We start from the raw sequence: 22,209 nt of genomic DNA, 5'->3' as shown, positions 1-22,209 counted from the left end.
CAGTCACCGGCCCGCACGAAGTCTGGACCGACGGCCCCCAAGGCCTGATCCGCAGCGGCATCCGCTTCAAGGACGAAGAATCCGTCCGCCGCCTGGCCCAGCGCCTCGCCCTCGCGGCCGGGCGCCGCCTCGACGACGCGCAGCCCTACGTCGACGGCTGGCTCCCCGGCGCCGGCCCCCACGGCCGCATCCGCGTGCACGCCGTCCTCCCGCCGATCGCGGCCGGCGGCACCTGCCTGTCCCTCCGCGTCCTGCGCCCGGCGACGCACGACCTCGCCACGCTCGGCGAACTCGGCGCATTCGACGAGGCCGGCGCCAGACTCCTCCGCACCGTCGTCTCGAAGCGGATGGCGTTCCTCGTCACCGGCGGCACGGGCGCGGGCAAGACCACGCTCCTGGCCGCGCTGCTCGGCGCCGTCGACCCGGACGAACGGATCGTCTGCGTCGAGGACGCCGGCGAGCTGCAACCCGCGCACCCGCAGTTCGTCGGCCTCGTCGCCCGTCCGCCCAATGTGGAGGGTGTGGGCGCGGTCGGCCTGCCCGAGCTCGTCCGCCAGGCGCTGCGCATGCGCCCCGACCGGCTGGTGGTCGGCGAGGTTCGCGGCGCCGAGGTCGGCGCGCTGCTCACCGCGCTCAACACCGGTCACGACGGCGGCGCCTGCACCGTCCACGCCAATTCCCCGGCGGAGGTGCCCGCCCGCATCGAGGCACTGGCCGCGCTCGGCGGCCTCGGCCGCGACGCCGTGCACAGCCAGCTCGTCGCCGCGATCCGCGTGGTGCTGCACATGCGGCGCGAACCGGACGGCCGCCGGCGCCTCGCCGAGGTCGGCGTGCTTCGCGCCGAACACGGCCGGGCCCGGGTCGTGCCGGTGTGGCGCGCGGGCCGGTGGACGGTTGACCGGCACCTGTTCGCGACGTCGGGGGCGATCGCGTGCTGAACGCTTTCCCGCGCAACCGAAGGAGGCGGCGATGATCACCCCGTGGTTCCCGCTGTGCGTGGGTGCGGCCCTGGCGTGCTGGCCGGCGCCGCCGAACCGGCTCCAGGCCATGATCGAGCCACCGGCCACCGTCCGGGTTCCCCAGGTGTGGCGCGCCGTCCGTTGGCTGCTTCCGGCCGCCCTCGCCGGATTGTTCGCGGGAGCGGGAGGCGCGATCGCCGCCGGCGTGCTGACACTCGCGTGGAGCCAGGAATGGCGAGCTCACCGCCGAGCCGCGGCGGACCTGACGATGGCCGCGCACACCGCAACCGCGTTGCGGACGATGGTGGCCGAGCTCCGAAGCGGCGCCCACCCGGTCACGGCCGCGGAAGCCGCCGCCGACGTGGTCCCGGCCGTGGCGGGCGACCTCCACGCCCTGGCGACGGCGGCCCGGCTCGACACCGAGTTGCCCGCACCGGCCTTACCGCGGCTGGCCGCCGCCTGGACGCTGGCCCAACGCCACGGCCTCCCGATGGCCGACGTCCTCGACGCGGCGCGCTGCGACGCCGAAGCCGGTCTGGCGTTCGGCCGCCGGATGCGCGCCAAGCTGGCCGGGCCGCGGGCGAGTGCGGCGGTGCTCACCGGACTGCCGGTTCTCTGCGTGCTGCTCGGGCAGGCCATGGGCGCGGCTCCGCTGTCCGTGCTGACCGGCAGCACACCGGGCCAGGTACTGCTGGTCGCCGGGTGTGTCCTGCTCTGGGCGGGCACGGCCTGGTGCCGGGCCCTGACCGGACGGGTGCGGATCCGGTGACCACGATCGCGCTCCTGCTTTTCGCCGGAGCATTGCTGAGCTGGCCGGACGAAGCCATCGTGCGGCGTTTCACCCGGCTGACCGAGGGCCCGAAGCCCGTCCGCGTGGGCCACCGCGCGCTACCGCACATCGCGGCGGCGCTGGGCGGCGTCTCGACAGCGGTGCTGGTCGGCGGGGTCGCCGGGGCGGTGGCGGGCACGATCGTGACGGCGACCGGGTGGTGGGCGATCCGCCGCACTCGCCGTCCGCGGCCACTGGCCGTGGACATCGCCGCCAAGCTGCGGCTGGCCGGCACGCTCGACCTCCTCGCCGCCTGCCTGCGCGCCGGCCTGCCGGTTCCCTCGGCGTTGGAGGCCGTGGCGGGCACCGCGCCCGCGGCAGCGAGTACGGCGCTGAGCTCGACGGCGGGATTGCTCGCCCTCGGCTCCAGCCCGGACGAGGCTTGGGCGCCGGTGCAGGCCGTCCCCGGCCTGGGCGAGCTGGCGGCCGCGGCGATCCGGACGTCCCGGTCCGGGGCGGCGTTCGCCGCGGCGGCAGGCGACCTCGCCGGACGGTTCCGCGACGAGCTGGCCACCGAAGCCGAGGAACGCGCCGAGCGGGCCGGGGTGGCGCTCGCGCTGCCGGTCGGTCTGTGTTTCTTGCCGGCCTTCTTCTGCCTGGGCGTGCTGCCGGTCGTCCTCGGCCTGGCCGGGCGGCTCGGCCCGCTCTTCTGACCACGAACCCCCATCGAAGGGAGACCCTCATGCGCACGTTCCGCCGCCGGCCCCGCTCGGACGAAGGTTCCACGACGGTCGAGTACGCCATCGTCACGGTCGCCGTCGCGGCCTTCGCCGCTGTCCTCTACTCCTTGCTCACCGGAGACTCAGTCGTCTCCTGGCTGACGAACCTGGTCATGAAGGCCTTGTCGGTGCCGTCATGAGGCGCGGGGACGAAGGCGCGGTGACCGTCGAGGCAGCGCTCGGCCTGGCCGGCTTGACGGTGGTGACGGTCCTGCTGGTCGCGGGCATCGCGGTGCTGACGAGCCAGCTGCGCTGCACGGACGCGGCCCGCGAAGCGGCGCGGCTCCTGGCGAGGGGCCAGCCGGCCGAGGCGGCGGCCGCGGTCCACGAGATCGGGCCGCCGGGCGCGAACCTGACGTTCGAGCAAATCGGCGACACGATCACGGCCAAGGTGACGGCCCACCCGGCATCCGGCCTCCTCCCGGCAATCCACCTCGACGCAACGGCCTACGCGGTCGCCGAGCCGGGTACGGAGGTGAGAAGTGCTCAAGGCTGACGGGCAGACCCCGGACGGCGGAGCGGCCACGATCTGGACGGCATTGGCGGTCGCGGCCCTGACGGGCGTGGCAACGCTGGCGTTGTGGCTGGGAGCGACGGTGATAGCGCGCCATCGGGCCGAGTCGGCGGCCGACCTGGGCGCGTTGGCCGCGGCCTCCCACGCGAACGAAGGTCCAGTCCAAGCGTGCGAACGCGCGAGATGGGTGGCCGACCGGATGGGAGTGAGGCTCGTGAGCTGCCGATGGCAACAGCTCGACGCGCTGGTCGAAGTCGAGGCAAGAGGCCCCGACCTGGCGGGCCTGCCAAGGCCATCCGCCCACGCCCGCGCCGGCCCGGCGGCCGACAACTGAGCCCAGCAACGGCGGCACCGACCGACAACCTGGGTGGCACGCCGATCCGTCCGCTCGGAGCTGGTGGCTGAACCGCGCGCTCGCCCGGACAGCGCACCGCCGCGCTGGCGCCCCTGCCCGGCTCCGCCCCTGTCCGCAGAACGCGACACCATCGCGCGCCCACCACAGCGCCCCGCCACCACAGCGCCCCGCCGCCACCCGCGGCCCACCGCCGCTCGGCGAGGCGCTCGGCGGCAATCCCGGCCCTCGCCGCCCGGCGGACGCCGACCGGTCGGTATGGGGCGGTGACCGGCTGATCCGTGGAGCTGGGCGATGAGCGGCTGATTGTCACGGGCAGCGGTCGTTGATGCACGGCGAGCGGTCGAATCGGCTGCTCACCTGGGCCGAACCGGCGCACCGGCGCCACCGATCGAGGGCCCGGAACGCCGCGGATCCTGGGGTTTCCGCGACGAACGGTCCGTGTGCGGTCACCGTTCACCGTCCATCCGCGCCGGGGGCTTCGGTCGGGCGGTACGGATCACTGGGCGTTCATCGCCTCGTAACCACCGGTTGTCGCGCGGGGGTTCCGGGCAATGTGCAACTTGCCGTTAAGTGAGATGTGCAACACCACGACAGGGTTTAGCGTCGCGGAGAAGCCGGAACTCGAAAGCAGGAAACACAATGTTGGACGCGAATTGGCCGGACAGCTGGCGGGGCGCCTTCCGCATCGAACTGCGGGCGGAGGCGATCGGGCTTGCCTGGCGCGGCTGGCCGGTGCTCCCGGGCGTCGACCCCGCTCCGCTCGCGGAAGGCGACGACCTCACCTGGCGCCGTCCGGTTCCGGCCATCGACGCCTGGCGTGAACAGCTCGGCACCCATGCCCACGAGGTCGCCACCTGGTTCTCCGACCGCACCCACAGCCTGCTCGTCGCCACCGGCACCGTGCTCGACGCCGTCGAGGTCGACGACGAACTCGGCAAGCGCGCCTGCCGCCTCCTCCGCGCCCTCGGGCACCCCGCGCCCATCATCGCGCTGCCGAACGGCCGCTGGCTCTTCCTCACCACCGTCGCCGACCACGTTCCGGCCGAGCTGGCGACCCGCGCCTCCATCCAGTGGCACGGCAAGGACAGCTACATCCCGCTGCCGCCTTCGCCGTTCCAGCACGGTGTTGTGCACTGGCGCGTGAAGCCCGAGGTCTGCGGCTGGCAGCTGCCGGACGCCGCCGAGGTGCACGACGTCCTCGTGCGGGCCCTGGCCGGCGAGCGCTCGGCGCAGCTGGTCCAGACCAGCGCCGCCTGAACCACCCGAACCACCGCCGCCGGCCGGTCCCAGCCCGGGCGAGGCGGAGCAGGACACAACTCCATGAACCACCAAGTGGCCGTTCTAGGTGCCGTGTTGACGCAACGCCCCGAGCACGGTGCCCAGCACAGCCACTGCCCCCGCCTTGTCCAGCGGCTCGTTGCCGTTCCCGCACTTCGGCGACTGGACGCAGGACGGGCATCCCGTCGGGCACTCGCAGGAGACGATCGCCTCCCGCGTTGCGGCCAGCCACGGGACAATCGCGGCATAACCGCGTTCGGCAAATCCCGCACCCCCGGGATGGCCGTCATGCACGAACACCGTCGCCTCCCCGGTGTCTTCGTGCCACGCGGTACTCACCCCGCCGATGTCCCACCGGTCGCACGTAGCGAACAGCGGTAGCAGGCCGATCGCCGCGTGCTCGGCGGCGTGCAGGGCACCGGGGACCCGTGCCGGAACCAATCCGGCACCCCCCGGTGTCCTGCCACCCTCGTGAACGGGCCCCCGACCGTTCGCCTGGGTCTCCTCCCCGGTCCCCACCGGCCCCGCAGATTCGGTCCCCACCCGATGGCCCCCGGTCCCCGCCTCGCCATCGGAACCCTCCGAGCCGCCGGAGCCACCCGAGCCATCGGAACCATCCGCATCAGCGGCACCAGCGGACGACGAGTCCCCGCCGAGCAGCTCGGCGGACACCGTGTACCAGACCGCGCGCGTCCGCAGGCTCTGCTCCGGCAGGTCGAGCGGCGTGTGGTCCAGTACCTCCCCGGACGGCCGGCGTCGCAGGTACCCGACGACCTGCGACGTCACGGCCACCTCGCCGAGGCAGACGCTCACCCCGCCGAAGTCCTGTTTCTCCTGGGTGCTCAGCACCGAGATGTCCACGACTTCGCGCGGTGTCGTCGTCCAGTCCGGGTTCTCCGCGTGCACCAGCGCCAGCCCGGTTTCCAGATCCAGCTCGTCGACGACGTACGACGACCCCTGGTGCAGGTACACCGCGCCGGGGTGCACGGCGAAGCAGGCCGAACCCGGGTCGACCGTGCCGAGCATCCGGCCGGAGTCCGCTTCGACCACCGCGATCTGCTCCCCGCCGGTGCCGCGGATGCCGACCTCGGCGTGCGGCCGGTCCCGCGAAGTCCAGTACCACCCGCTCGACCGGCGCCGCACCAGCTTCTGTTCCGCCAGCTCGGCCAGCACCTCCTGGGCCGCCGCGCCGCCGAACACCTCCAGTTCGGGCAGCGTCAGCGGCAGCTCGGCCACGGCGCACGCGAGCTGCGGCGCCAGCACGTACGGGTTCGCGGGGTCGAGCACCGCCGTCTCCACCGGCCGCGAAAGCAACGCCGCCGGGTGGTGCACCAGGTAGGTGTCGAGCGGGTCGTCCCGCGCGACGAACACCACCAGCGCCGAATCGCCGGACCGGCCCGCCCGGCCGGCCTGCTGCCAGAACGACGCGAGCGTGCCCGGGTAGCCGGCCAGCACCACCGCGTCCAGGCCCGCGATGTCGACGCCGAGCTCCAAGGCGTTCGTCGTCGCGACCCCCAGCAGCCGGCCGGCCAGCAGCGCGGCCTCCAGTGCGCGACGCTCCTCCGGCAGGTAGCCAGACCGGTACGCCGCAACGGTTTCCGCCAAGACTGGGTCCACTTCGGACAAAATGCGGCGCGCACCCAGTGCCGCCAGTTCCGCGCCGCGCCGCGACCTGATGAAGGCCAGCGACCGCGCACCTTCCAGGACCAGGTCGGCGAGGATCCGCGATGTCTCCGCCCCGGCCGAACGCCGGACCGGCGCGCCGTTTTCCCCGGTCAGCTCCTCCAGCAGCGGCGGCTCCCACAACGCGACCGTGCGCGCCCCGCGAGGCGAAGCGTCCTCCGTCACCGCGACACAAGGCACACCCGTCAACCGCGTAGCGAACGAAGCGGGCGACGCCGTCGTCGCCGAAGCGAGCACGAAGACCGGCGAAGCGCCGTAGTGCTCAGCCACCCGCCGAAGCCGGCGAAGCAGCAAGGCGACGTGCGAGCCGAAGACGCCGCGATAGCTGTGGCACTCGTCGACGACCACGCAGCTGAGCCGCCGGAAGAACGTGGCCCACCGGCCGTGCGCCGACAGGATCCCGCGGTGCAGCATGTCCGGGTTGGTGAACACCCAGTTCGCGTGCGCGCGCACCCAGTCACGCTCGGCCATGGGCGTGTCGCCGTCGAACGACGCCGCCCGCACCCCCGGCACGTCCAAAGAGGACACGGCGCGCAGCTGGTCCGCGCCCAGCGCCTTCGTCGGCGACAGGTACAGCGCGTTCGCCTTCTCGCCCGCGGCCAGCCGGGACAGCACCGGCAGCTGGTAGGCGAGTGACTTGCCCGAGGCCGTCCCGGTCGAAATCACGACGTGACGGCCCTCGTACGCGTGCGAAGCCGCCTCGGCCTGGTGCGCCCAGGGGGCCGAGACGCCGCAATCACGCAGCGCAGCGATAACCGCCGGATCCACCCAAGGTGGCCACTCTGCGTAGCGCGCCGCGCGACCAGGCAGGTCCGCGACGTGCGTGACCGGGTGCTCGCGCGACGGGGTGCCGGCGGTCACCCGCCTCAGCAGCCGCTGCCCCCGTGATTCGTCCACCCGCCGAGCTTGGCACAGGGGTCCGACAGTTCCGGCATCCCCAGCTGCGCCAACGGATCGGCGAAAGGGTGATCGATCAAGTGAGGAGGCTCACAAGGTAACGGAATGTACCGTCCCCGGGACGGCGTGAAGACGCAGGTTGCGATACCAATACACTCCCGCAATCCACACCCTCTGTGGTGAGCGTCATGTGAGACGTGCATTGCTGCCCGGCTAGCGTGTCGCTCGGTACAGGGTCCATGCCAGCGCCGGCCGTGTCGAACCCTCGGCTTGCCGTCGACGCTGGCGCACGGCGACGTCTCCTGGAGGACGAATGTCACGGCAGTTCCTCGCGGAGGGCGGGTCCATCACGCTCTCCGGAGGTGGCTACACGATTGTCGGTGTAGTCGCCGTGGTCGCGCTTGCCGCACTCGTCATTGGCTACGTCTTGCTCAAGGAGGTGCTGGCCGCAGGCCAGGGCACCGCCAAGATGCAGGACATCGCCAAGGCGGTGCAGGAAGGCGCGGCCGCGTACCTCAAGCGGCAACGGAACACCCTCGCCATTTTCGGCGTGATCGTGTTCCTCCTGCTCTTCATCCTTCCCGCGGACGACTGGAACGAGAAGATCGGCCGATCGATCTTCTTCCTGGTCGGCGCGGGATTCTCGTTCGCGATCGGCTACCTCGGCATGTGGCTGGCGACGCAGGCGAACCTGCGCGTCGCCGCCGCGTCGCGTGAGGAGGGCGGCCGCGAGACGGCGATGCGCATCGCGTTCCGCACCGGTGGCGTCGTCGGCATGATCACCGTCGGCCTCGGCCTGTTCGGTGCCGCGGTCGTCGTGCTGGTCTACACCGGCCAGGCGCCCAAGGTGCTGGAGGGCTTCGGCTTCGGCGCCGCGCTGATCGCGATGTTCATGCGTGTCGGCGGCGGTATCTTCACCAAGGCCGCCGACGTCGGCGCGGACCTGGTCGGCAAGGTCGAGCAGGGCATCCCGGAGGACGACCCCCGCAACGCCGCGACCATCGCGGACAACGTGGGCGACAACGTCGGTGACTGTGCCGGCATGGCCGCGGACCTCTTCGAGTCCTACGCCGTCATGCTGGTCGCCGCACTGATCCTGGGCAGCACCGCCTTCGGCGTGCACGGCCTGATCTTCCCGCTGATCGTGCCGGCCATCGGCGTGATCACGGCGGTGATCGGTGTCTACATCACGAAGGCGCGCGCCGGCGAGGGCGGTCTGGTCACGATCAACCGGTCCTTCTACATCTCCGCGGTCATCTCCGCGGTGCTGTCGGCGATCGCGGCGTTCGTGTACCTGCCGAGCAGCTTCTCCGAATTCGGTGCGGGCTTCGAGAACTCGGGCAACCCGGCGGTCATCGCGACCGTCGCGGTGATCATCGGCATCGTCCTCGCGGCGATCATCCTGAAGCTGACGGGTTACTACACCGGCACCGAGTACAAGCCGGTCAAGGACGTCGGCAACACGTCGGAAACCGGTGCGGCGACGGTCATCCTGTCCGGCATCTCGATCGGTTTCGAGTCCGCTGTGTACACCGCGCTGGTCATCGGCGCGGCCGTGTTCGGCGCGTACCTGCTGGGCGGCGGCGTCGCGCTGTTCGCCGTGGCGCTGGCCGGCACCGGTCTGCTGACCACCGTCGGCGTCATCGTCGCGATGGACACCTTCGGCCCGGTCTCGGACAACGCGCAGGGCATCGCCGAGATGTCGGGCGACGTCGACGAGAAGGCCGCGCAGATCCTCACCGAGCTCGACGCGGTCGGCAACACCACGAAGGCGATCACCAAGGGCATCGCGATCGCCACGGCGGTCCTCGCCGCGACGGCGCTGTTCGGTTCCTACTCGGACGCGATCACGAAGGCGGTCGGGGTCGGCGGCGAGTTCGTCGCCAACATCGTGGGTCCGGCCACCCTGGTCGGCGTGATCGTCGGCGCGGCTGTGGTCTTCATGTTCTCCGGCCTCGCGGTCAACGCGGTGTCCCGGGCCGCCGGCGCGGTCGTCTACGAAGTGCGCCGCCAGTTCCGCGACATCCCGGGGATCATGGAGGGCACCACCCGGCCCGAGTACGGCAAGGTCGTCGACATCGTCACGCGCGACTCGCTGCGTGAGCTGACGACGCCGGGTCTGCTGGCGGTCTTCGCCCCGATCGCCGTCGGCTTCGGCCTGGGCACCAGCGCGCTCGCCGGCTACCTGGCCGGCGCGATCGCCTGCGGCACCCTGATGGCGATCTTCCTCGCCAACTCCGGTGGCGCGTGGGACAACGCCAAGAAGCTGGTCGAAGACGGCAACCACGGCGGCAAGGGTTCGGCCGCGCACGAGGCCACCATCATCGGTGACACCGTGGGCGACCCGTTCAAGGACACCGCCGGACCGGCCATCAACCCGCTGATCAAGGTGATGAACCTGGTTTCCGTGCTGATCGCGCCCGCCATCGTGCAGCTCACGGTCGGCGACAGCGCCAACACCGCGGTCCGCATCATCATCTCGCTGGTCGCGGTCGCCGTGATCGTGGCCGCGGTCGTGGTGTCGAAGCGGCGGGGCACCGTCATCTCCGACACTCCGGCCGAGATCAAGGCCTGAGCTCCAGGTGACCCCGGGCCCGGTGCGCGGCGACGCGTGCCGGGCCCGGGGCTTGCCCAGGCTCGGACAGGCGATCCCAGAAAGGCCAGGCGACTTGCGAAGCAGCACCGAATCGGTACCGTCGGGGCTGCCGGGACGTCGTCGGGCAGGAGGTACGCGGGTGCGGCAGCGGTCGACCGTTTTCGCCGCTCTGGCCGCGACGATCTCCCTCGGTCTCGCCGGGTGCGGGCAGCCGGCCGCGGTGCAGCCGCCGCCGGGGAAGCAGGAACTGCCGGTGACGACCGCGGTGCCCCAGGCCGATCCCGCGGCGAGGTGGGCGGGTGGCTACTGCGACGCCGTGACGCACCTGGTCCGGGCCCTCGCCGCACTGCCCGCCGTCGATCCCAGCACGCCGCAGAAGGCGTCCCGGACCTCCAGTGACCTGCTTTCTTCGGTGGTCGACGGGCTCGACCAGAGCCTGTCCGGGCTGAAGGCGCTCGGCGCGCCGCCCGTGCCGTCGGCGGACGGCGGGCGCAAGGACGTCATCGGGCAGTTCACCGAAATCCGGGCGGCTGCGGATACCGCCCGCCGTCGCATCGAGGCGGCCCGCGGGAACGCGACGGCGACGAAGGAGGCCCTCGGCCAGGCCAGGGCGACGCTCGACCGCCTCGACGCGCTCGACTACCTCAAGGGCCTCAAGGACGTCCCGGCCCTCACCGCGGCGGAACAGCGCGCGCCGGCCTGCCGCCAGCTGGATCAGCCTGCCGGCTGAAGATCCGCGCGAGGCCTGCCGTGAATCGAACTTGTGTTCTAGTATAGCGCGGTGGATCGGACGATCTCGCTCTTCTCCGCCGAGGCCAGCGGGCCGGGCCTGGGCGACCTGGCCGGCCTGCTGTGCTGCCACGGCCAGATCACCGGGTTCGGGCGCACCGCCGCCCGGCTTTCGGTGGTCGTCGAGGAGCCGTGGCGGGCGCACGTCCTGGCCGGCGAGTTCCGCTGCCGCGGTGCGGACGCCCAGGTGTCGAAGGCCGACTGCGGCCGTCCGCAGGTGCGGACGTCGTTCCGGGTCGACCTGCTGCCGCTGGCGCTCCGGTGGCTGCGTGAGGGCTGCGCAGGCCCGGTCGAGGACGACTCGGGCAAGGCGGTGCCGGACGGGTTCCGGCTGAGCGGCGCGATGCTGCGGATGTGGGCGCTGGCCGGCGGCCGCCCCGCGACACAGGGTTACCTGCTGGCGGTGGACCCGCTCGCGCCCGGCATGCACGAGCGGCTCGTCGAAGCGCTGACGCCGTTGGGTGTCGCGGCGAAGCTGACCGGTCCGAAGGCCGAGGTCCCGGCCGTCAAAGTCACCGGCAAACGCCGGTTGGAGGCGCTGCTGGAACTGATCGGGGAGCCGCCACCCGGCGCCGAAGCGGCGTGGCCGGGTGCGGAGCCGCAACCGGTCCCGCACCCGGAGGCCGTGACGAGCACGGCCTGACCGGGTGCGAGAGCCGCGTCAGGGCCGGGGCAGCGTGCAGCCGGCCTGGGTGAGCGCGATTTCGTTGGCCGCGGTGAGGCAGGCCGGGATGCCGTAGGTCTCCTGGCCGTAGTTCGTCTTGTAGCGCACCGTGACGTTGCCGGCCTGGTCGACCTCGCACGGGTTGTTGTCCGTGCAGCGTTCGCCGTCCTCGTTGCCGGTGTTGTTGACGCCGACGACCTTGCCGCCGGAGATGATCGGCGAACCGGAGGTGCCGCCGATGGTCTGGCAGGCGGAGGTGTAGCGGATCGAGTCCTTCCAGGTCCAGCTGCCCTCTTTCAGCCGGTAGGCGAAACCGTCGATGTTGCAGGAGTAGATGCGCTTCCAGTAGCCCGAGACGACGTCGATCGCCGCGCCGGCCGACGGGTGGGCGTTCGACAGTTCCAACGGCGAGATCCCGTAGCTGGCCTTGATCTGCGCGTAGGTGGTGGTGAGCTGGTAGAGCGACACGTCGGTGTCGGTCATCGTGCCGTAGACGATCTTCTTGGCCCGCAGCGTCGCCTTGTTGCTGCCGCTGGCGGTGAGCAGCGTGAACGTCCGGCTGGAGGTGCGGTTGGTGATTACTTGGCCCGGCGCCGGGAAACCGGTTTCGAGGCAGTGCCCGTTGGACATGACGAGCGCGGGCGCGGTGTCGGGCGTCGCGGCGGGCTTGACCACCGACCCCGAGCAGTTGGACAGGGCCACGGTGCCGGCGAAGTTCGCCGCGGCCGCGTTCGCCGGAGTGACCCCCAGTAATACTGTGGCGGTCGCGGCGGTGAACAGGGCGCCGAGCAGGCGTCGGGTCATGGCGGGTCCTTTCGGCTGGACGGGGAAACCAGTGAAGCGGTCACCTCCCCGCGCCCACCACCGTCGAACGGAGGGTATCCGGATGGTCACGCGCTAGGCTGCGCGGGACGTGGCCGAAATCACTTGGCAGGTACGTTGGGGAAACATCGCCGAGGTCAGCGGCGATGCGCTGGGCACAGGACCGGCGGCGTGTTGGGCCACCTCCGCGCCGTCCGGGCCGGAACAGCGTGCACACTGGCAGGTCGAGACACGGGCCCTGGCAGGGACGTGGTGCAGTCCCGCGGCGGCGGGGCGAGATGAGCGGAGAGCAGGACAGCGTGGCAGGAGCACGGACCAAGAAGAACGGAGCCTCGGCGGACAACGGCGCCGGGCACCGGCGGCTGGTCATCGTCGAGTCGCCGACGAAGGCCCGCAAGATCGCGCCCTACCTCGGCGGCGGTTACGTCGTCGAGTCCTCCGTCGGGCACATCCGTGACCTGCCTCGTGGTGCCGCCGACGTGCCCGCCCAGTACAAGGGCGAAGCCTGGGCGCGGCTCGGCGTCGACGTCGACAACGGCTTCAAGGCCCTCTACGTGGTCACCCCGGACAAGAAGTCCAAGGTCACCGAGCTCAAGAGCCTGCTGAAGGACGTCGACGAGCTCTACCTCGCCACGGACCCCGACCGCGAGGGCGAAGCCATCGCGTGGCACCTCCTCGAGACGCTGAAGCCGAAGGTCCCGGTCCGCCGGATGGTCTTCCACGAGGTCACCGAGCAGGCCATCCTCGCGGCCGCCGACTCGACCCGTGAGCTCGACGTCGATCTCGTCGACGCCCAGGAGACCCGCCGCATCCTCGACCGCCTCTACGGCTACGAGGTCTCGCCGGTGCTGTGGAAGAAGGTCATGCCGAAGCTTTCGGCCGGCCGCGTGCAGTCGGTGGCGACCCGGATCGTGGTCGAGCGTGAACGCGAGCGGATGCGCTTCACCTCGGCGTCGTACTGGGACATCTCCGCAGCGATGGACGCCGGCGAAGAGGCTTCGCCGCGAAACTTCTCCGCCCGGCTCGTCGCCGTCGACGGCGCGCGCCTGGCCACCGGCCGCGACTTCGGCTCGGACGGCCAGCTCAAGGCGTCGAACAACGAGGTCCGCGTGCTGGCCGAGGCCGACGCGCGGCGCCTCGCCGAGGCGCTGAAGCAGCGTGACTTCAAGGTCTCCAGCGTCGAGGAGAAGCCGTACACGCGGAAGCCGTACGCGCCCTTCATGACCTCGACGCTGCAGCAGGAGGCGGGCCGCAAGATGCGGTTCACCTCGGAGCGCACCATGCGGATCGCGCAGAAGCTGTACGAAAACGGCTACATCACTTATATGCGTACCGACTCCACGACGCTGTCGGAGTCGGCGATCTCGGCCGCGCGCAGCCAGGCCACGCAGCTGTACGGCAAGGAGTACGTCTCGCCGACGCCGCGCCAGTACACGCGCAAGGTCAAGAACGCGCAGGAGGCCCACGAGGCGATCCGGCCGTCGGGCGAGGTCTTCCGCACGCCGGGCCAGGTCGCGAGCGAGCTGGACACCGACGAGTACCGGCTCTACGAGATGATCTGGCAGCGCACGATCGCGTCGCAGATGGCGGACGCCAAGGGCACCACGATGTCCGTGCGCATCGTCGGCAACGCGACCTCGGGCGAGGAGTGCACCTTCGCCGCTTCGGGCCGCACGATCACCTTCGCGGGCTTCCTCAAGGCGTACGTCGAGGCGGTCGACACCGAGACCGGTGGCGAGGCCGACGACAAGCAGAGCCGCCTGCCGGTGCTGGAGAAGGACCAGGCGCTGACCGCCGCGGACCTGAACCCGGACGGCCACACCACGTCGCCGCCGGCGCGGTACTCGGAGCCGAGCCTGGTCAGCAAGCTGGAAGAGCTGGGCATCGGCCGCCCGTCGACGTACGCGTCGATCATCAAGACCATCCAGGACCGCGGGTACGTCTGGAAGAAGGGCTCCGCGCTCGTTCCGTCGTGGGTCGCGTTCGCCGTGATCGGCCTGATGGAACGGCACTTCGAGCGGCTGGTCGACTACGACTTCACCGCCGGAATGGAGGACGAGCTCGACCGCATCGCCAACGGTGACGAGCAGCGCGGCCAGTGGCTGTCGAAGTTCTACTTCGGCGGCGACATGGGCGTCGACGGCTCGATCGGCCGGCTGGGCGGGCTGAAGAAGCTCGTCGAGGGCAGCGTCGAGGACATCGACGCGCGGGAGATCAACTCGATCCCGCTGTTCAGTGACGAAAACGGGCACACCGTCGTGGTCCGGGTCGGCCGCTACGGGCCGTACCTCGAGCGCGAGGTCGACGGGAACTCGCAGCGGGCGAACCTGCCGGAGGACCTGCCGCCGGACGAGCTCACGCAGGAGGTCGCGGAGAAGCTGTTCGCGACCCCGCAGGAAGGTCGTTCGCTGGGCGCCGACCCGGTGAGCGGACACGAGATCGTGGCGAAGGAAGGCCGCTTCGGGCCGTACGTGACCGAGGTGCTCCCGGAGATCGAGATCCCCGAGGACGCGACGGCCGCGCAGAAGAAGTCCGCGAAGGCCAAGGCGCCAAAGCCGCGTACGGGCTCGCTGTTCAAGTCGATGGACATCGAGACCATCACGTTGGAAGACGCGCTGAAGCTGCTCTCGCTGCCGCGCGTGGTCGGCAAGGACCCGGAGTCCGGCGACGAGATCACGGCGCAGAACGGGCGCTACGGGCCGTACCTGAAGAAGGGCACGGACTCGCGGTCGCTCTCGACCGAGGACCAGCTCTTCTCGATCACCCTCGAAGAAGCACTGAAGATCTACGCGGAGCCGAAGCAGCGGGGCCGGTCCGCGACGGCGAAGCCGCCGCTCAAGGAACTCGGCGAGGACCCGGTGTCGAAGAAGCCGATGGTGGTCAAGGACGGCCGGTTCGGCCCGTACGTCACCGACGGCGAGTACAACGCGACGCTGCGGAAGGGCGACGAAATCGAGTCGCTGACCGCGGAACGGGCGTCCGAGCTGCTGGCGGAGAAGCGGGCCAAGGGGCCGGCGCCGAAGCGGAAGGCGCCGGCGCGCAAGCCGGCTTCCACGACGGCGAAGACGGTCAAGGCGGGCACGACCAAGAAGGCGGCGGCCGCGAAGTCGACCGCGGCCAAGCGGTCGAGCTCGACCGCGACGAAGGCCAAGTAAGTCCGGCTCGAAGGCCTCCCCGCCGACCTGGTGGGGAGGCCTTCGACGTCACACCTTCGAGTGACACCTCGAACGGATGTTCGGGAATTGTCGGTGGTGCCGGGTTCCATGAACGCGTGACCAGAACACCACGCACCGTGCACACGGTGACTACCAAGATCCTCAAGCCGGTCCGGGCGGCGGCCGCCGGCAGTGCCTCCGCCCTGAACCTGATGGAGTCGCTGCCCGGCTTCCCGGGCAGCGGCGGCGTCTGCGGTGTGGCCGTCGCGATGGCCGGCGAGCCGTGGACCTCGGCGTTCTTCGACGACCGGAGCACGTTCGGGATCGCCGGCGACGGCGTGCGGCTGTCCGGACCCTCGCCGGGCAGTGTCGCGGAGCTGCTCCGGCTGGCGTTGGCGCGCCTGCCTGCCCTTCCGCCGGTGGCGGGCGAGGGGCTGTACCTCGATGCCGACGAGCGTGGCGTGCTCGAGGCCGAGCAGGAGTGTCTCGTCCTCGACCTGATGGACGATCTGCGGCGGGCCCGGCGTGGCACCGTCCAGCTCGACATCGCCCGCGACGGCGAGCGGTCGCGGTGGGAGATGCTCGCGTTCGTCGACGACGACCGGGGCCGGCACCTGGCGGTGCTGAGCAGACCGCGGGGCGGTCACCGCCGGTTCTGGTGGCTGCCCGGGACCGTGGAGCGGCTCGCGGAGTTCGTCGAGGGGCGGGTGCCGGACCATGGCTGAGCCACTCGCCGACCGTTTGCCGAACGATCTCACCTGCTCGAACACATGTGCGAGAAATTGTCGGTGCCAGGGTGTTCAATCGAGGGGTGAGCAACGCAGTCGCCGTCTTCGACGTCATCGACGAGGTCATCGCCCCGCTGTCGGCCGAGGTGCCGGAGCGGCCCTCGGTGATGGAGTTCTACGACCCCGAGTTCGAGATCCCGCCGGTGCTGGCGGACACCGGGCCCCTGCCGGGCCGTCGCTCCTCGCCCGCGTCGAGCCTCGCGGACGAGGTGGAGCAGTACACGCGGTTCGTCGCCGGGATGGCGGCGATCGGTCTCGCGCCGGGTGGCGAGGTCACCGCGGAAGCCGTCGGGCTGTACCGGGCGCTGCGCGGTGGGTTCATCCGCGGCGTGGTCACCGGGGTTTTCCCGGCCCGGGCCAAGCCGTGGGAGGTGCGGTTCTTCGGCGACGAGGACTACACCACGGTGCTGCACAAGCTGGGCAACCGCGCGCGGCTGCGGTCGGGCTTCCTCAGCGAGCTGCCGGGCTGGGTGTTCGACGGGCTGCCCGACCGGCCGCCGGGGCCGGGGGAGCACCTGCGCATCGAGACCGACGAGCGCGGTCTGATCCCACGCCGGTGCGAGCGGGCGGTCGAGCTGATCCGGGCGTGTGCGGCCCGGCCGCGGCTGGGCACGGTGCTGGTCGACCTCGCGGTGCGCAACGCGATCCTGGCCGAGTACCCGCACGGCGCGTTCGGGCTGGTGGACAACGACCTCGGCCGGTACCAGTTCAGCGCCGCGGTGGCCCGGACCGGCCGCTGGACGGTCACCTGGGGTCCGGCGTCGCGGAGCACGGCCGAGCAGTGGATCGTCGAGGCGGTGCAGAGCCATGCCTGAGGACGCGGCGGTGCGGACGACGGCCGGGGAAGGGGTGGACCGGGTGGTCGCGGCGGCCTCGAAGGACCTGACCGTGCGCGAGGCGATCCTCGCGGCCGTCGAGCTCAACAGCGGCGTTCCGGAGCCGCGGCCGGCGGCCGGGTCACCGGCGGTTCCGGGCGAGAGGCGCCGGCATGGCTGAACGCACGGCGGCGCGGGAGCTGCTCGAGCTGGCCGCGGGTCCGGTGCTGGCGGCGATGCCGGACCGCGAGCCGGTCGACCGGCTGTACAACCCGGACGTCAGCGACGACGACATCCTGGTCCACGGCCCGGTGTCGGACGACCCGGCGGACCTGGTGGCCGAGGTCGAGCGGCACGTGGCGTGGGCCGCCTGGATCGACGGCACCCCGTTCGGTGAAAACGGCGAGCTGAACGAGCTCGGCTTCGAGGTGGTGTCGCTGATGCTGCGAGGTTCGGTCCGGGCGGCACTGTGCGGCGTGTTCGACGAAGGGCCGGAGACCGCGGACATCCGCTGCTACGCCGATGGCGAGCGCGCGTTCATGATGGGCTCGCTGCCCGGCCGCACGGCGATCCACCTGGCCGACTTCGAGGAGCTGCCGGAGATGCTGGTGGCGGAGCTGCCGGAGGTCCCGTTCGGCGCTTCGGCGCGGGCGATCTGGGTCTCGGTCGACGACGACGGCCTGGTCCACGACGGCCAGGACGACGACGTGGGAGCGATGAGAGAGCTCCTGGCCCGCCCGCGGTCCGGAACGGCGGTCCTGGACATGCTGGCCTTCGGCGGCCTGTGCGCGGAGTTCCCGGACCACGGCTTCGTCCTGATCGACACGGACCTGGGCCGCTTCGCTCTGGCGGCCTTGGACCGGGGCGACGGCCGCCGGCAGCTGGTCTTGAGTCCCTTCAGCCGCGGCATGCTCCGCGACTGGTGCCGCAAGATGATCGACCTCGGACAGGAGGAGACGCCCTGAGCGGAAGCCCTCGAACTGGCCACCCGTAGGCCGGCCTCCGGCCGGCCACCCCGCGCAGCCGACGTGAGCGGACTCACTACGATCTGTCACCACTGGCGGTCGACCGGGCCACCGGCGGACTGGACACTGCAGGGGGTTCGGGTGCGGGCTTGCGCTCCGTGACGGACTATCCACTGGAGACAGAGCCATTGGGCGGATGCGTTATCCGCCAGCGTCGCTACCCTGGAAAGGCGAGGACATTCAGTAGTGAGGTGGTCACCATGAGCGCGAACGGTGAGGCTCCCTTCTTCAATGCCCCCGAGCTCACTCAGCGCGACGGCACACTGTCCGAAGCGTCCGGCGAGACGTTCGCGGATCCGGTCTCCGGGCTGGTCACCGCGGCGCCCGAGCCACGCAGCGCGATTCCGAATGGCCACGAGCCCGCCGCCATCCCGGTGGCCGGGCCGGTGCAGCCCGACGAAGAAGCCGTGCGCCGGATGGTCGAGGAGACGCTCCGCGAGGACCGGGAAGCCGGCGTGAGAGCGCCGGAAGCCGTTCCTCCGGCGGGCACCCTGGGCGCGGACCAGCCGCTGGGCTTGCTTCCCCGGCAGCGGAACCGGCGGCGCACCTGGCCGACCCGGCCGCCGCAGCTGATGCGGCCCGTCCGGCAGGATCCGCTCGCCGAGGACGACGTGGAGGACGTCGACCTCGTGCCCGTCAAGCGGCGCAGGCTGCCCCGGATGCCGGCGGTGTCGATGCCGGCGTTCAATCGGCCGTCGTCGAGCGCCGCGGGGGTCATGCTGGCCGTCATCCTGCTGATCGTGTTCGGTTTCGTCGCCATCGAGATGGTGTCGAGCCTGGTCAGCAGCGTGACCGGACTGTTCGACTAGCGTCCCTTCGCCGGTCACCGCCTGCCCCGCACCACGGGGCCGTCCCGCGCGCCAGGGGCCGATCGGGCTACCCTGGCTTCACGGTCGGGTCCTCACGAGGGCGTCCGGCACCGCGGTGATTAGTGGGGTGGGCGTATCAGCGAGGGCGTGCGATCGGTACCCGGGGCCGGTCCGGGTTCGTCGTCGGGCGCCGAGGCGTCCACGATGAACCGGGTCCGGCGGGTACTGGCGATCAAACCTTTCCGGCGGCTCTGGGGCGTCACGTACCTGTGCAGCGTGGCCGACTGGCTGAACATCCTGGCTCTCACCGGCCTGGCCACGAAGCTGACGGACAACTACTTCGCGCAGAACTTCGCCTTCGTCGGCGTCGTCCTGACCGGCCTGGCGCCGGGGCTGCTGTTCGCGCCCGTGGGCGGGCTGCTCGCGGACCGGTTCGACCGCCGCAAGGTCATGGTCGTCTCCGACCTGCTGCGCTGCGGTTTCCTGCTGTCCATCGCCTTCGTCAGCGCGCCGTGGTGGTTGCTCGTCGGCAACTTCCTCGTCGGCAGCGCGGCGAGCATGTGGATCCCCTCGAAAGAGGCGGCGGTCCCGAACCTGCTCCGCCGGCCCGACCAGGTCGAGACGGCCAACCAGCTCGGCATGGTGATGACCTACGGCCTCGCCGTCGTCACCGCGGCCGGCGCGAACGCGATCCTCACCGGCATCAACACGAACTTCCTCCACGTTCCCGGCGAAGACACCAGCCTTCGCATCGCGAAGCTGGTCGTCGTCATCACCGCCCTGCTCTACCTGGCCAGCGCGATCCTCATCGCCACCCGGATTCCCGAGCTTTCGCTGCGCAACGTCCACGCGCTGCCGGAGCAGAAAGTCAAGCAGGCCGACGAGGAAAAGCTCGGCATCGGCACGATGATCGCCGACGGCTTCCGGTTCATCCGCACCACGCCGCTCGTGCGCGGGCTGCTGGTCGGGGCGTTCGGCGCGTTCGCCGCCGGCGGCGCCGTGATCGGCTCGGCCAAGCCGTACTCCTCCAGCCTCGGGGCCGGTGACTCGGCGTTCAGCCTCCTCGTGCTGGCCGTCTTCGTCGGCCTTGCCGCCGGGATGGCGTTCGCGCCCAAGCTCTCCCGGCGGCTCCCGCACGACCGGCTGTTCGGCGTCTCCATCATCGCGGCCGGGCTCTCGCTCGCGTTGGTGGCGCTGTCGCCACACCTGTCGGTCTCGCTCATCACCGTCGTCCTGGTCGGCTTCTGGGCGGGGACGGCGTTCCTCACCGGTGTCACGATCATCGGCTCGCGGGTCGAGGACGCCATCCGCGGCCGGATCAACGCGATCTACCAGCTGATGATGAAGCTCGTGCTGTTCGGCACCACGGTCACCGTCCCGGTGCTGGTCGGTGTCCTGGGGACGCGCACCTTCACCGTCTGGGGGGGCAAGGTCTCGGTCGACGGCACCCGGCCGATCATGTTCGCCGGTGCCGTGATCGCGCTGGTCGCCGGGCTCTTCGCCTACCGGCAGATGGACGACAAGCGCGCCGAGCCGATCCTCGCCGACCTGCGCAACGCGCTGCGCCGCACGCCGCGGCGCGTCAACGGTTTCCTCATCGCCGTCGAGGGCACCACCGCGATCAACACCGCCATCCAGGCCGTCAACCTCGCCGACTGGATGCGGGGCGGCACCCGGCCGGTCGTCGTCGCCGCGGATCCGGCGCTCGACGACCAGCGGCTCACCGCGCTCGTCTCCGGCGCCTCCCTCACCGGGGCGCGGGCCCAGGCGCTGGCCGCCGCCGCGGTGCGGGCCGACATCGTGGAGCGGCACGTCCAGCCGGCGCTGGACGCCGGTTCGGTGGTCGTGATGGAGCGGTTCGTCGACTCGCCGCTGGCGCACCTGTCCGCCGTCGCCGGGCTGGACAGCGACGAGCTGGAAGGCCTCGCCGACTGGGCGACCGGCCGCCTGCGGCCGGACCTGACGATCCTGCTGGACGCCGCCCCGAACGGCGCCCCGCGCGACAAGTCGGCCGCGATGAACGACCAGTGGCGCGTCCAGCACCTGCTCACCGAGATGGCCGCGGCGGACCCGGAGCGGTACGTCGTGGTCGACGCCGACGGCACGGACGTCGAGGTCGCCGAGCGCATCCGCACCGCGCTGCGCGCCGTGTTCGTCGGCCGGCTGGCCGCGCTGGCGCCGACGACGGAGAAGCCGGTGACGCTCCCGCTGGAAACGCTGCCCATCGAGACCCCGGAAGAGCCTCGCGTGGAGGCGAAGTGACGACGACCGAACGCATCGGTGTCTGGAACCAGCTGGTCGGCCAGGAACCCGCGGTCGAGACGCTGAACGCGGCCGCGTCGGCGGCCGCCAAGATCGTCGCGGGCGAGCCGGCGCCGCCCGGCGCGATGACGCACGCCTGGCTGCTCACCGGGCCGCCCGGCTCCGGCCGCTCGGTGGCCGCCCGGACGTTCGCCGCGGCCCTGCAGTGCAGCACCGGCACCGGCTGCGACGCCTGTCCCGGCTGCCACACGACGATGGCGGGCACGCACGCCGACGTCCGGCTCGTGGTGCCGGAGGGCCTGTCGATCTCGGTCGCCGAGATGCGCGCGCTGGTGCAGGCCGCCGCGCGGCGCCCGACGACCGGCAACTGGCAGGTCGTCGTCATCGAGGACGCGGACAGGCTCACCGAAGGCGCGTCGAACGCCCTGCTGAAGGCCGTCGAGGAGCCGCCGGACCGCACGGTGTTCCTGCTGTGCGCGCCGTCGGACCACCCCGAGGACGTCTCGGTGACGATCCGCTCGCGCTGCCGCCTGGTGACGCTCCGGACGCCGCCGCCGGAGGCGATCGCCGACGTGCTGATGCGCCGCGACCACGTCGACGCCGAACGCGCGCACTGGGCCGCTTCCGTGTGCGGCGGCCACGTCGGCCGCGCGCGTCGGCTCGCCACCGACGAGGCCGCACGGCAGCGCCGGGCCACCGTGCTGCGGATCCCGCTCGGCCTCCGCCGGGCCAGTGACGTCTTCACGTGCGCCGACCAGCTGATCAGCGCGGCCGAGGCCGACGCGGGCGAGGCGAGCAAGTCCCGCGACGAGGACGAGCGCAACGAGCTGCGGACCGCGATGGGCGGCGACGGCATCGGCAAGGGCGTCGGCGGCGCGAAGCGGGCCGCCGAAGCCGCGGTCAAGCAGCTCGAGAAGAAGCAGAAGTCCCGGGCGACCCGCACCCAGCGCGACACGCTCGACCTGGCGCTGGTCGACCTCGTCGGGTTCTACCGCGACGTCCTGGTGATGGGGACCCGCTCCGGCGCGACGCTCAACCACCCGGACCACGCCGACCAGATCCGCGAAGCGGCCTCGGCGTGGACGCCCGAGTCGACGCTTCGCCGCCTCGAAGCGGTGCTGGAATGCCGCGAGGCGATCGAGCTGAACGTGAAGCCGCGCATCGCCGTCGAGGCGATGGTCACGACGCTTCGCCAAGGCTGAAACGCCGAACGCAAAGGAACCCGCCAGGCGCGCCTGGCGGGTTCCTTC

General features: G+C 71.6%; 20 protein-coding genes. 18 read left to right on the top strand and 2 right to left on the bottom strand.

Features of this window, described 5'->3' with window-relative positions:
• From ACFVYA_RS10725 to ACFVYA_RS10695, 7 genes are all read left to right on the top strand, one after another.
• Positions 1-938 (top strand): TadA family conjugal transfer-associated ATPase (locus ACFVYA_RS10725; protein ID WP_387044406.1); only part of this gene is annotated, 938 nt, incomplete at its 5' end.
• A 31-nt stretch (positions 939-969) separates the two neighbouring features.
• The gene (locus ACFVYA_RS10720; protein WP_387044404.1) at positions 970-1,728 is read left to right on the top strand and encodes a type II secretion system F family protein; all 759 of its coding nucleotides are present in this window, start codon (positions 970-972) and stop codon (positions 1,726-1,728) included.
• Entirely contained in the window at positions 1,725-2,441 is a 717-nt protein-coding gene (locus ACFVYA_RS10715; RefSeq protein WP_387044402.1) for a type II secretion system F family protein, read from the top strand. Before ACFVYA_RS10720 ends, ACFVYA_RS10715 begins: the two co-directional genes overlap by 4 nt.
• Positions 2,442-2,470: 29 nt before the next feature.
• Complete coding sequence (locus ACFVYA_RS10710; protein WP_387044400.1) at positions 2,471-2,647, top strand: DUF4244 domain-containing protein; 177 nt, start codon at positions 2,471-2,473, stop codon at positions 2,645-2,647.
• 20 nt (positions 2,648-2,667) lie between these two features.
• Positions 2,668-3,003: a TadE family type IV pilus minor pilin gene (locus ACFVYA_RS10705; protein ID WP_387044416.1), complete on the top strand. Its 336-nt coding sequence runs from the start codon at positions 2,668-2,670 to the stop codon at positions 3,001-3,003.
• Entirely contained in the window at positions 2,990-3,355 is a 366-nt protein-coding gene (locus ACFVYA_RS10700) for an Rv3654c family TadE-like protein (protein ID WP_387044398.1), read from the top strand. Before ACFVYA_RS10705 ends, ACFVYA_RS10700 begins: the two co-directional genes overlap by 14 nt.
• 660 nt (positions 3,356-4,015) lie before the next feature.
• Entirely contained in the window at positions 4,016-4,633 is a 618-nt protein-coding gene (locus ACFVYA_RS10695) for a bifunctional DNA primase/polymerase (RefSeq protein ID WP_285987001.1), read from the top strand.
• Between the two features lie 84 nt (positions 4,634-4,717).
• Here ACFVYA_RS10695 and ACFVYA_RS10690 read toward each other — a convergent pair whose 3' ends face one another.
• The gene (locus tag ACFVYA_RS10690; protein ID WP_387044414.1) at positions 4,718-7,198 is read right to left on the bottom strand and encodes a DEAD/DEAH box helicase; all 2,481 of its coding nucleotides are present in this window, start codon (positions 7,196-7,198) and stop codon (positions 4,718-4,720) included.
• 349 nt (positions 7,199-7,547) lie between these two features.
• Between ACFVYA_RS10690 and ACFVYA_RS10685 the strand changes: the two genes are divergently transcribed.
• From ACFVYA_RS10685 to ACFVYA_RS10675, 3 genes are all read left to right on the top strand, one after another.
• A complete protein-coding gene (locus ACFVYA_RS10685; RefSeq protein ID WP_387044396.1) occupies positions 7,548-9,809 on the top strand; it encodes a sodium-translocating pyrophosphatase in 2,262 nt (753 codons plus the stop codon).
• 160 nt (positions 9,810-9,969) lie between these two features.
• Positions 9,970-10,560 carry a hypothetical protein gene (locus tag ACFVYA_RS10680; RefSeq protein WP_387044394.1) on the top strand — a complete coding sequence of 197 codons (591 nt, stop codon included), beginning with the start codon at positions 9,970-9,972 and terminating at the stop codon, positions 10,558-10,560.
• A gap of 51 nt (positions 10,561-10,611) precedes the next feature.
• The gene (locus ACFVYA_RS10675; protein WP_387044392.1) at positions 10,612-11,262 is read left to right on the top strand and encodes a hypothetical protein; all 651 of its coding nucleotides are present in this window, start codon (positions 10,612-10,614) and stop codon (positions 11,260-11,262) included.
• A gap of 18 nt (positions 11,263-11,280) precedes the next feature.
• Here ACFVYA_RS10675 and ACFVYA_RS10670 read toward each other — a convergent pair whose 3' ends face one another.
• Complete coding sequence (locus ACFVYA_RS10670) at positions 11,281-12,087, bottom strand: serine protease (RefSeq protein ID WP_285986997.1); 807 nt, start codon at positions 12,085-12,087, stop codon at positions 11,281-11,283.
• 296 nt (positions 12,088-12,383) lie between these two features.
• On the opposite strand from ACFVYA_RS10670, the gene topA reads away from it, so the two are divergent.
• From topA to ACFVYA_RS10630, 8 genes are all read left to right on the top strand, one after another.
• Complete coding sequence (topA, locus tag ACFVYA_RS10665) at positions 12,384-15,260, top strand: type I DNA topoisomerase (protein WP_387044390.1); 2,877 nt, start codon at positions 12,384-12,386, stop codon at positions 15,258-15,260.
• A 146-nt stretch (positions 15,261-15,406) separates the two neighbouring features.
• Entirely contained in the window at positions 15,407-15,985 is a 579-nt protein-coding gene (locus tag ACFVYA_RS10660; RefSeq protein WP_387044388.1) for a hypothetical protein, read from the top strand.
• An 86-nt stretch (positions 15,986-16,071) separates the two neighbouring features.
• On the top strand, positions 16,072-16,863 hold the full coding sequence (locus ACFVYA_RS10655) for an ESX secretion-associated protein EspG (protein WP_285986994.1): 792 nt from the start codon (positions 16,072-16,074) through the stop codon (positions 16,861-16,863).
• Positions 16,856-17,044 (top strand): hypothetical protein, encoded by a 189-nt coding sequence (locus ACFVYA_RS10650; RefSeq protein ID WP_285986993.1) that lies wholly within the window; start codon positions 16,856-16,858, stop codon positions 17,042-17,044. The genes ACFVYA_RS10655 and ACFVYA_RS10650 overlap by 8 nt, the downstream gene beginning before the upstream one ends.
• A complete protein-coding gene (locus tag ACFVYA_RS10645) occupies positions 17,037-17,828 on the top strand; it encodes a hypothetical protein (protein ID WP_387044385.1) in 792 nt (263 codons plus the stop codon). The genes ACFVYA_RS10650 and ACFVYA_RS10645 overlap by 8 nt, the downstream gene beginning before the upstream one ends.
• A 260-nt stretch (positions 17,829-18,088) precedes the next feature.
• A complete protein-coding gene (locus ACFVYA_RS10640) occupies positions 18,089-18,697 on the top strand; it encodes a hypothetical protein (RefSeq protein WP_285986991.1) in 609 nt (202 codons plus the stop codon).
• 147 nt (positions 18,698-18,844) lie between these two features.
• Positions 18,845-20,959, top strand: a complete 2,115-nt coding sequence (locus tag ACFVYA_RS10635) for a bifunctional MFS transporter/dTMP kinase (RefSeq protein ID WP_387044383.1) — start codon at positions 18,845-18,847, stop codon at positions 20,957-20,959.
• On the top strand, positions 20,956-22,161 hold the full coding sequence (locus tag ACFVYA_RS10630; protein WP_387044381.1) for a DNA polymerase III subunit delta': 1,206 nt from the start codon (positions 20,956-20,958) through the stop codon (positions 22,159-22,161). The genes ACFVYA_RS10635 and ACFVYA_RS10630 overlap by 4 nt, the downstream gene beginning before the upstream one ends.
• Positions 22,162-22,209: the final 48 nt, after the last annotated feature.

The organism is Amycolatopsis sp. NPDC058278, assembly GCF_042881395.1.
In the GTDB taxonomy this organism is placed as follows: domain Bacteria; phylum Actinomycetota; class Actinomycetes; order Mycobacteriales; family Pseudonocardiaceae; genus Amycolatopsis.
Note: the sequence above shows the minus strand (reverse complement) of the source record. Positions and strands in the feature narration are given on the sequence as shown.

Coding starts and splice junctions, on each gene's coding strand:
- ACFVYA_RS10695 (WP_285987001.1), top strand. CDS start 4,016: ATGTTGGACGCGAATTGGCCGGACAGCTGGCGGGGCGCCTTCCGCATC.
- ACFVYA_RS10645 (WP_387044385.1), top strand. CDS start 17,037: ATGGCTGAACGCACGGCGGCGCGGGAGCTGCTCGAGCTGGCCGCGGGT.
- topA (WP_387044390.1), top strand. CDS start 12,384: ATGAGCGGAGAGCAGGACAGCGTGGCAGGAGCACGGACCAAGAAGAAC.
- ACFVYA_RS10685 (WP_387044396.1), top strand. CDS start 7,548: ATGTCACGGCAGTTCCTCGCGGAGGGCGGGTCCATCACGCTCTCCGGA.
- ACFVYA_RS10710 (WP_387044400.1), top strand. CDS start 2,471: ATGCGCACGTTCCGCCGCCGGCCCCGCTCGGACGAAGGTTCCACGACG.
- ACFVYA_RS10640 (WP_285986991.1), top strand. CDS start 18,089: ATGAGCGCGAACGGTGAGGCTCCCTTCTTCAATGCCCCCGAGCTCACT.
- ACFVYA_RS10720 (WP_387044404.1), top strand. CDS start 970: ATGATCACCCCGTGGTTCCCGCTGTGCGTGGGTGCGGCCCTGGCGTGC.
- ACFVYA_RS10650 (WP_285986993.1), top strand. CDS start 16,856: ATGCCTGAGGACGCGGCGGTGCGGACGACGGCCGGGGAAGGGGTGGAC.
- ACFVYA_RS10670 (WP_285986997.1), bottom strand. CDS start 12,087: ATGACCCGACGCCTGCTCGGCGCCCTGTTCACCGCCGCGACCGCCACA.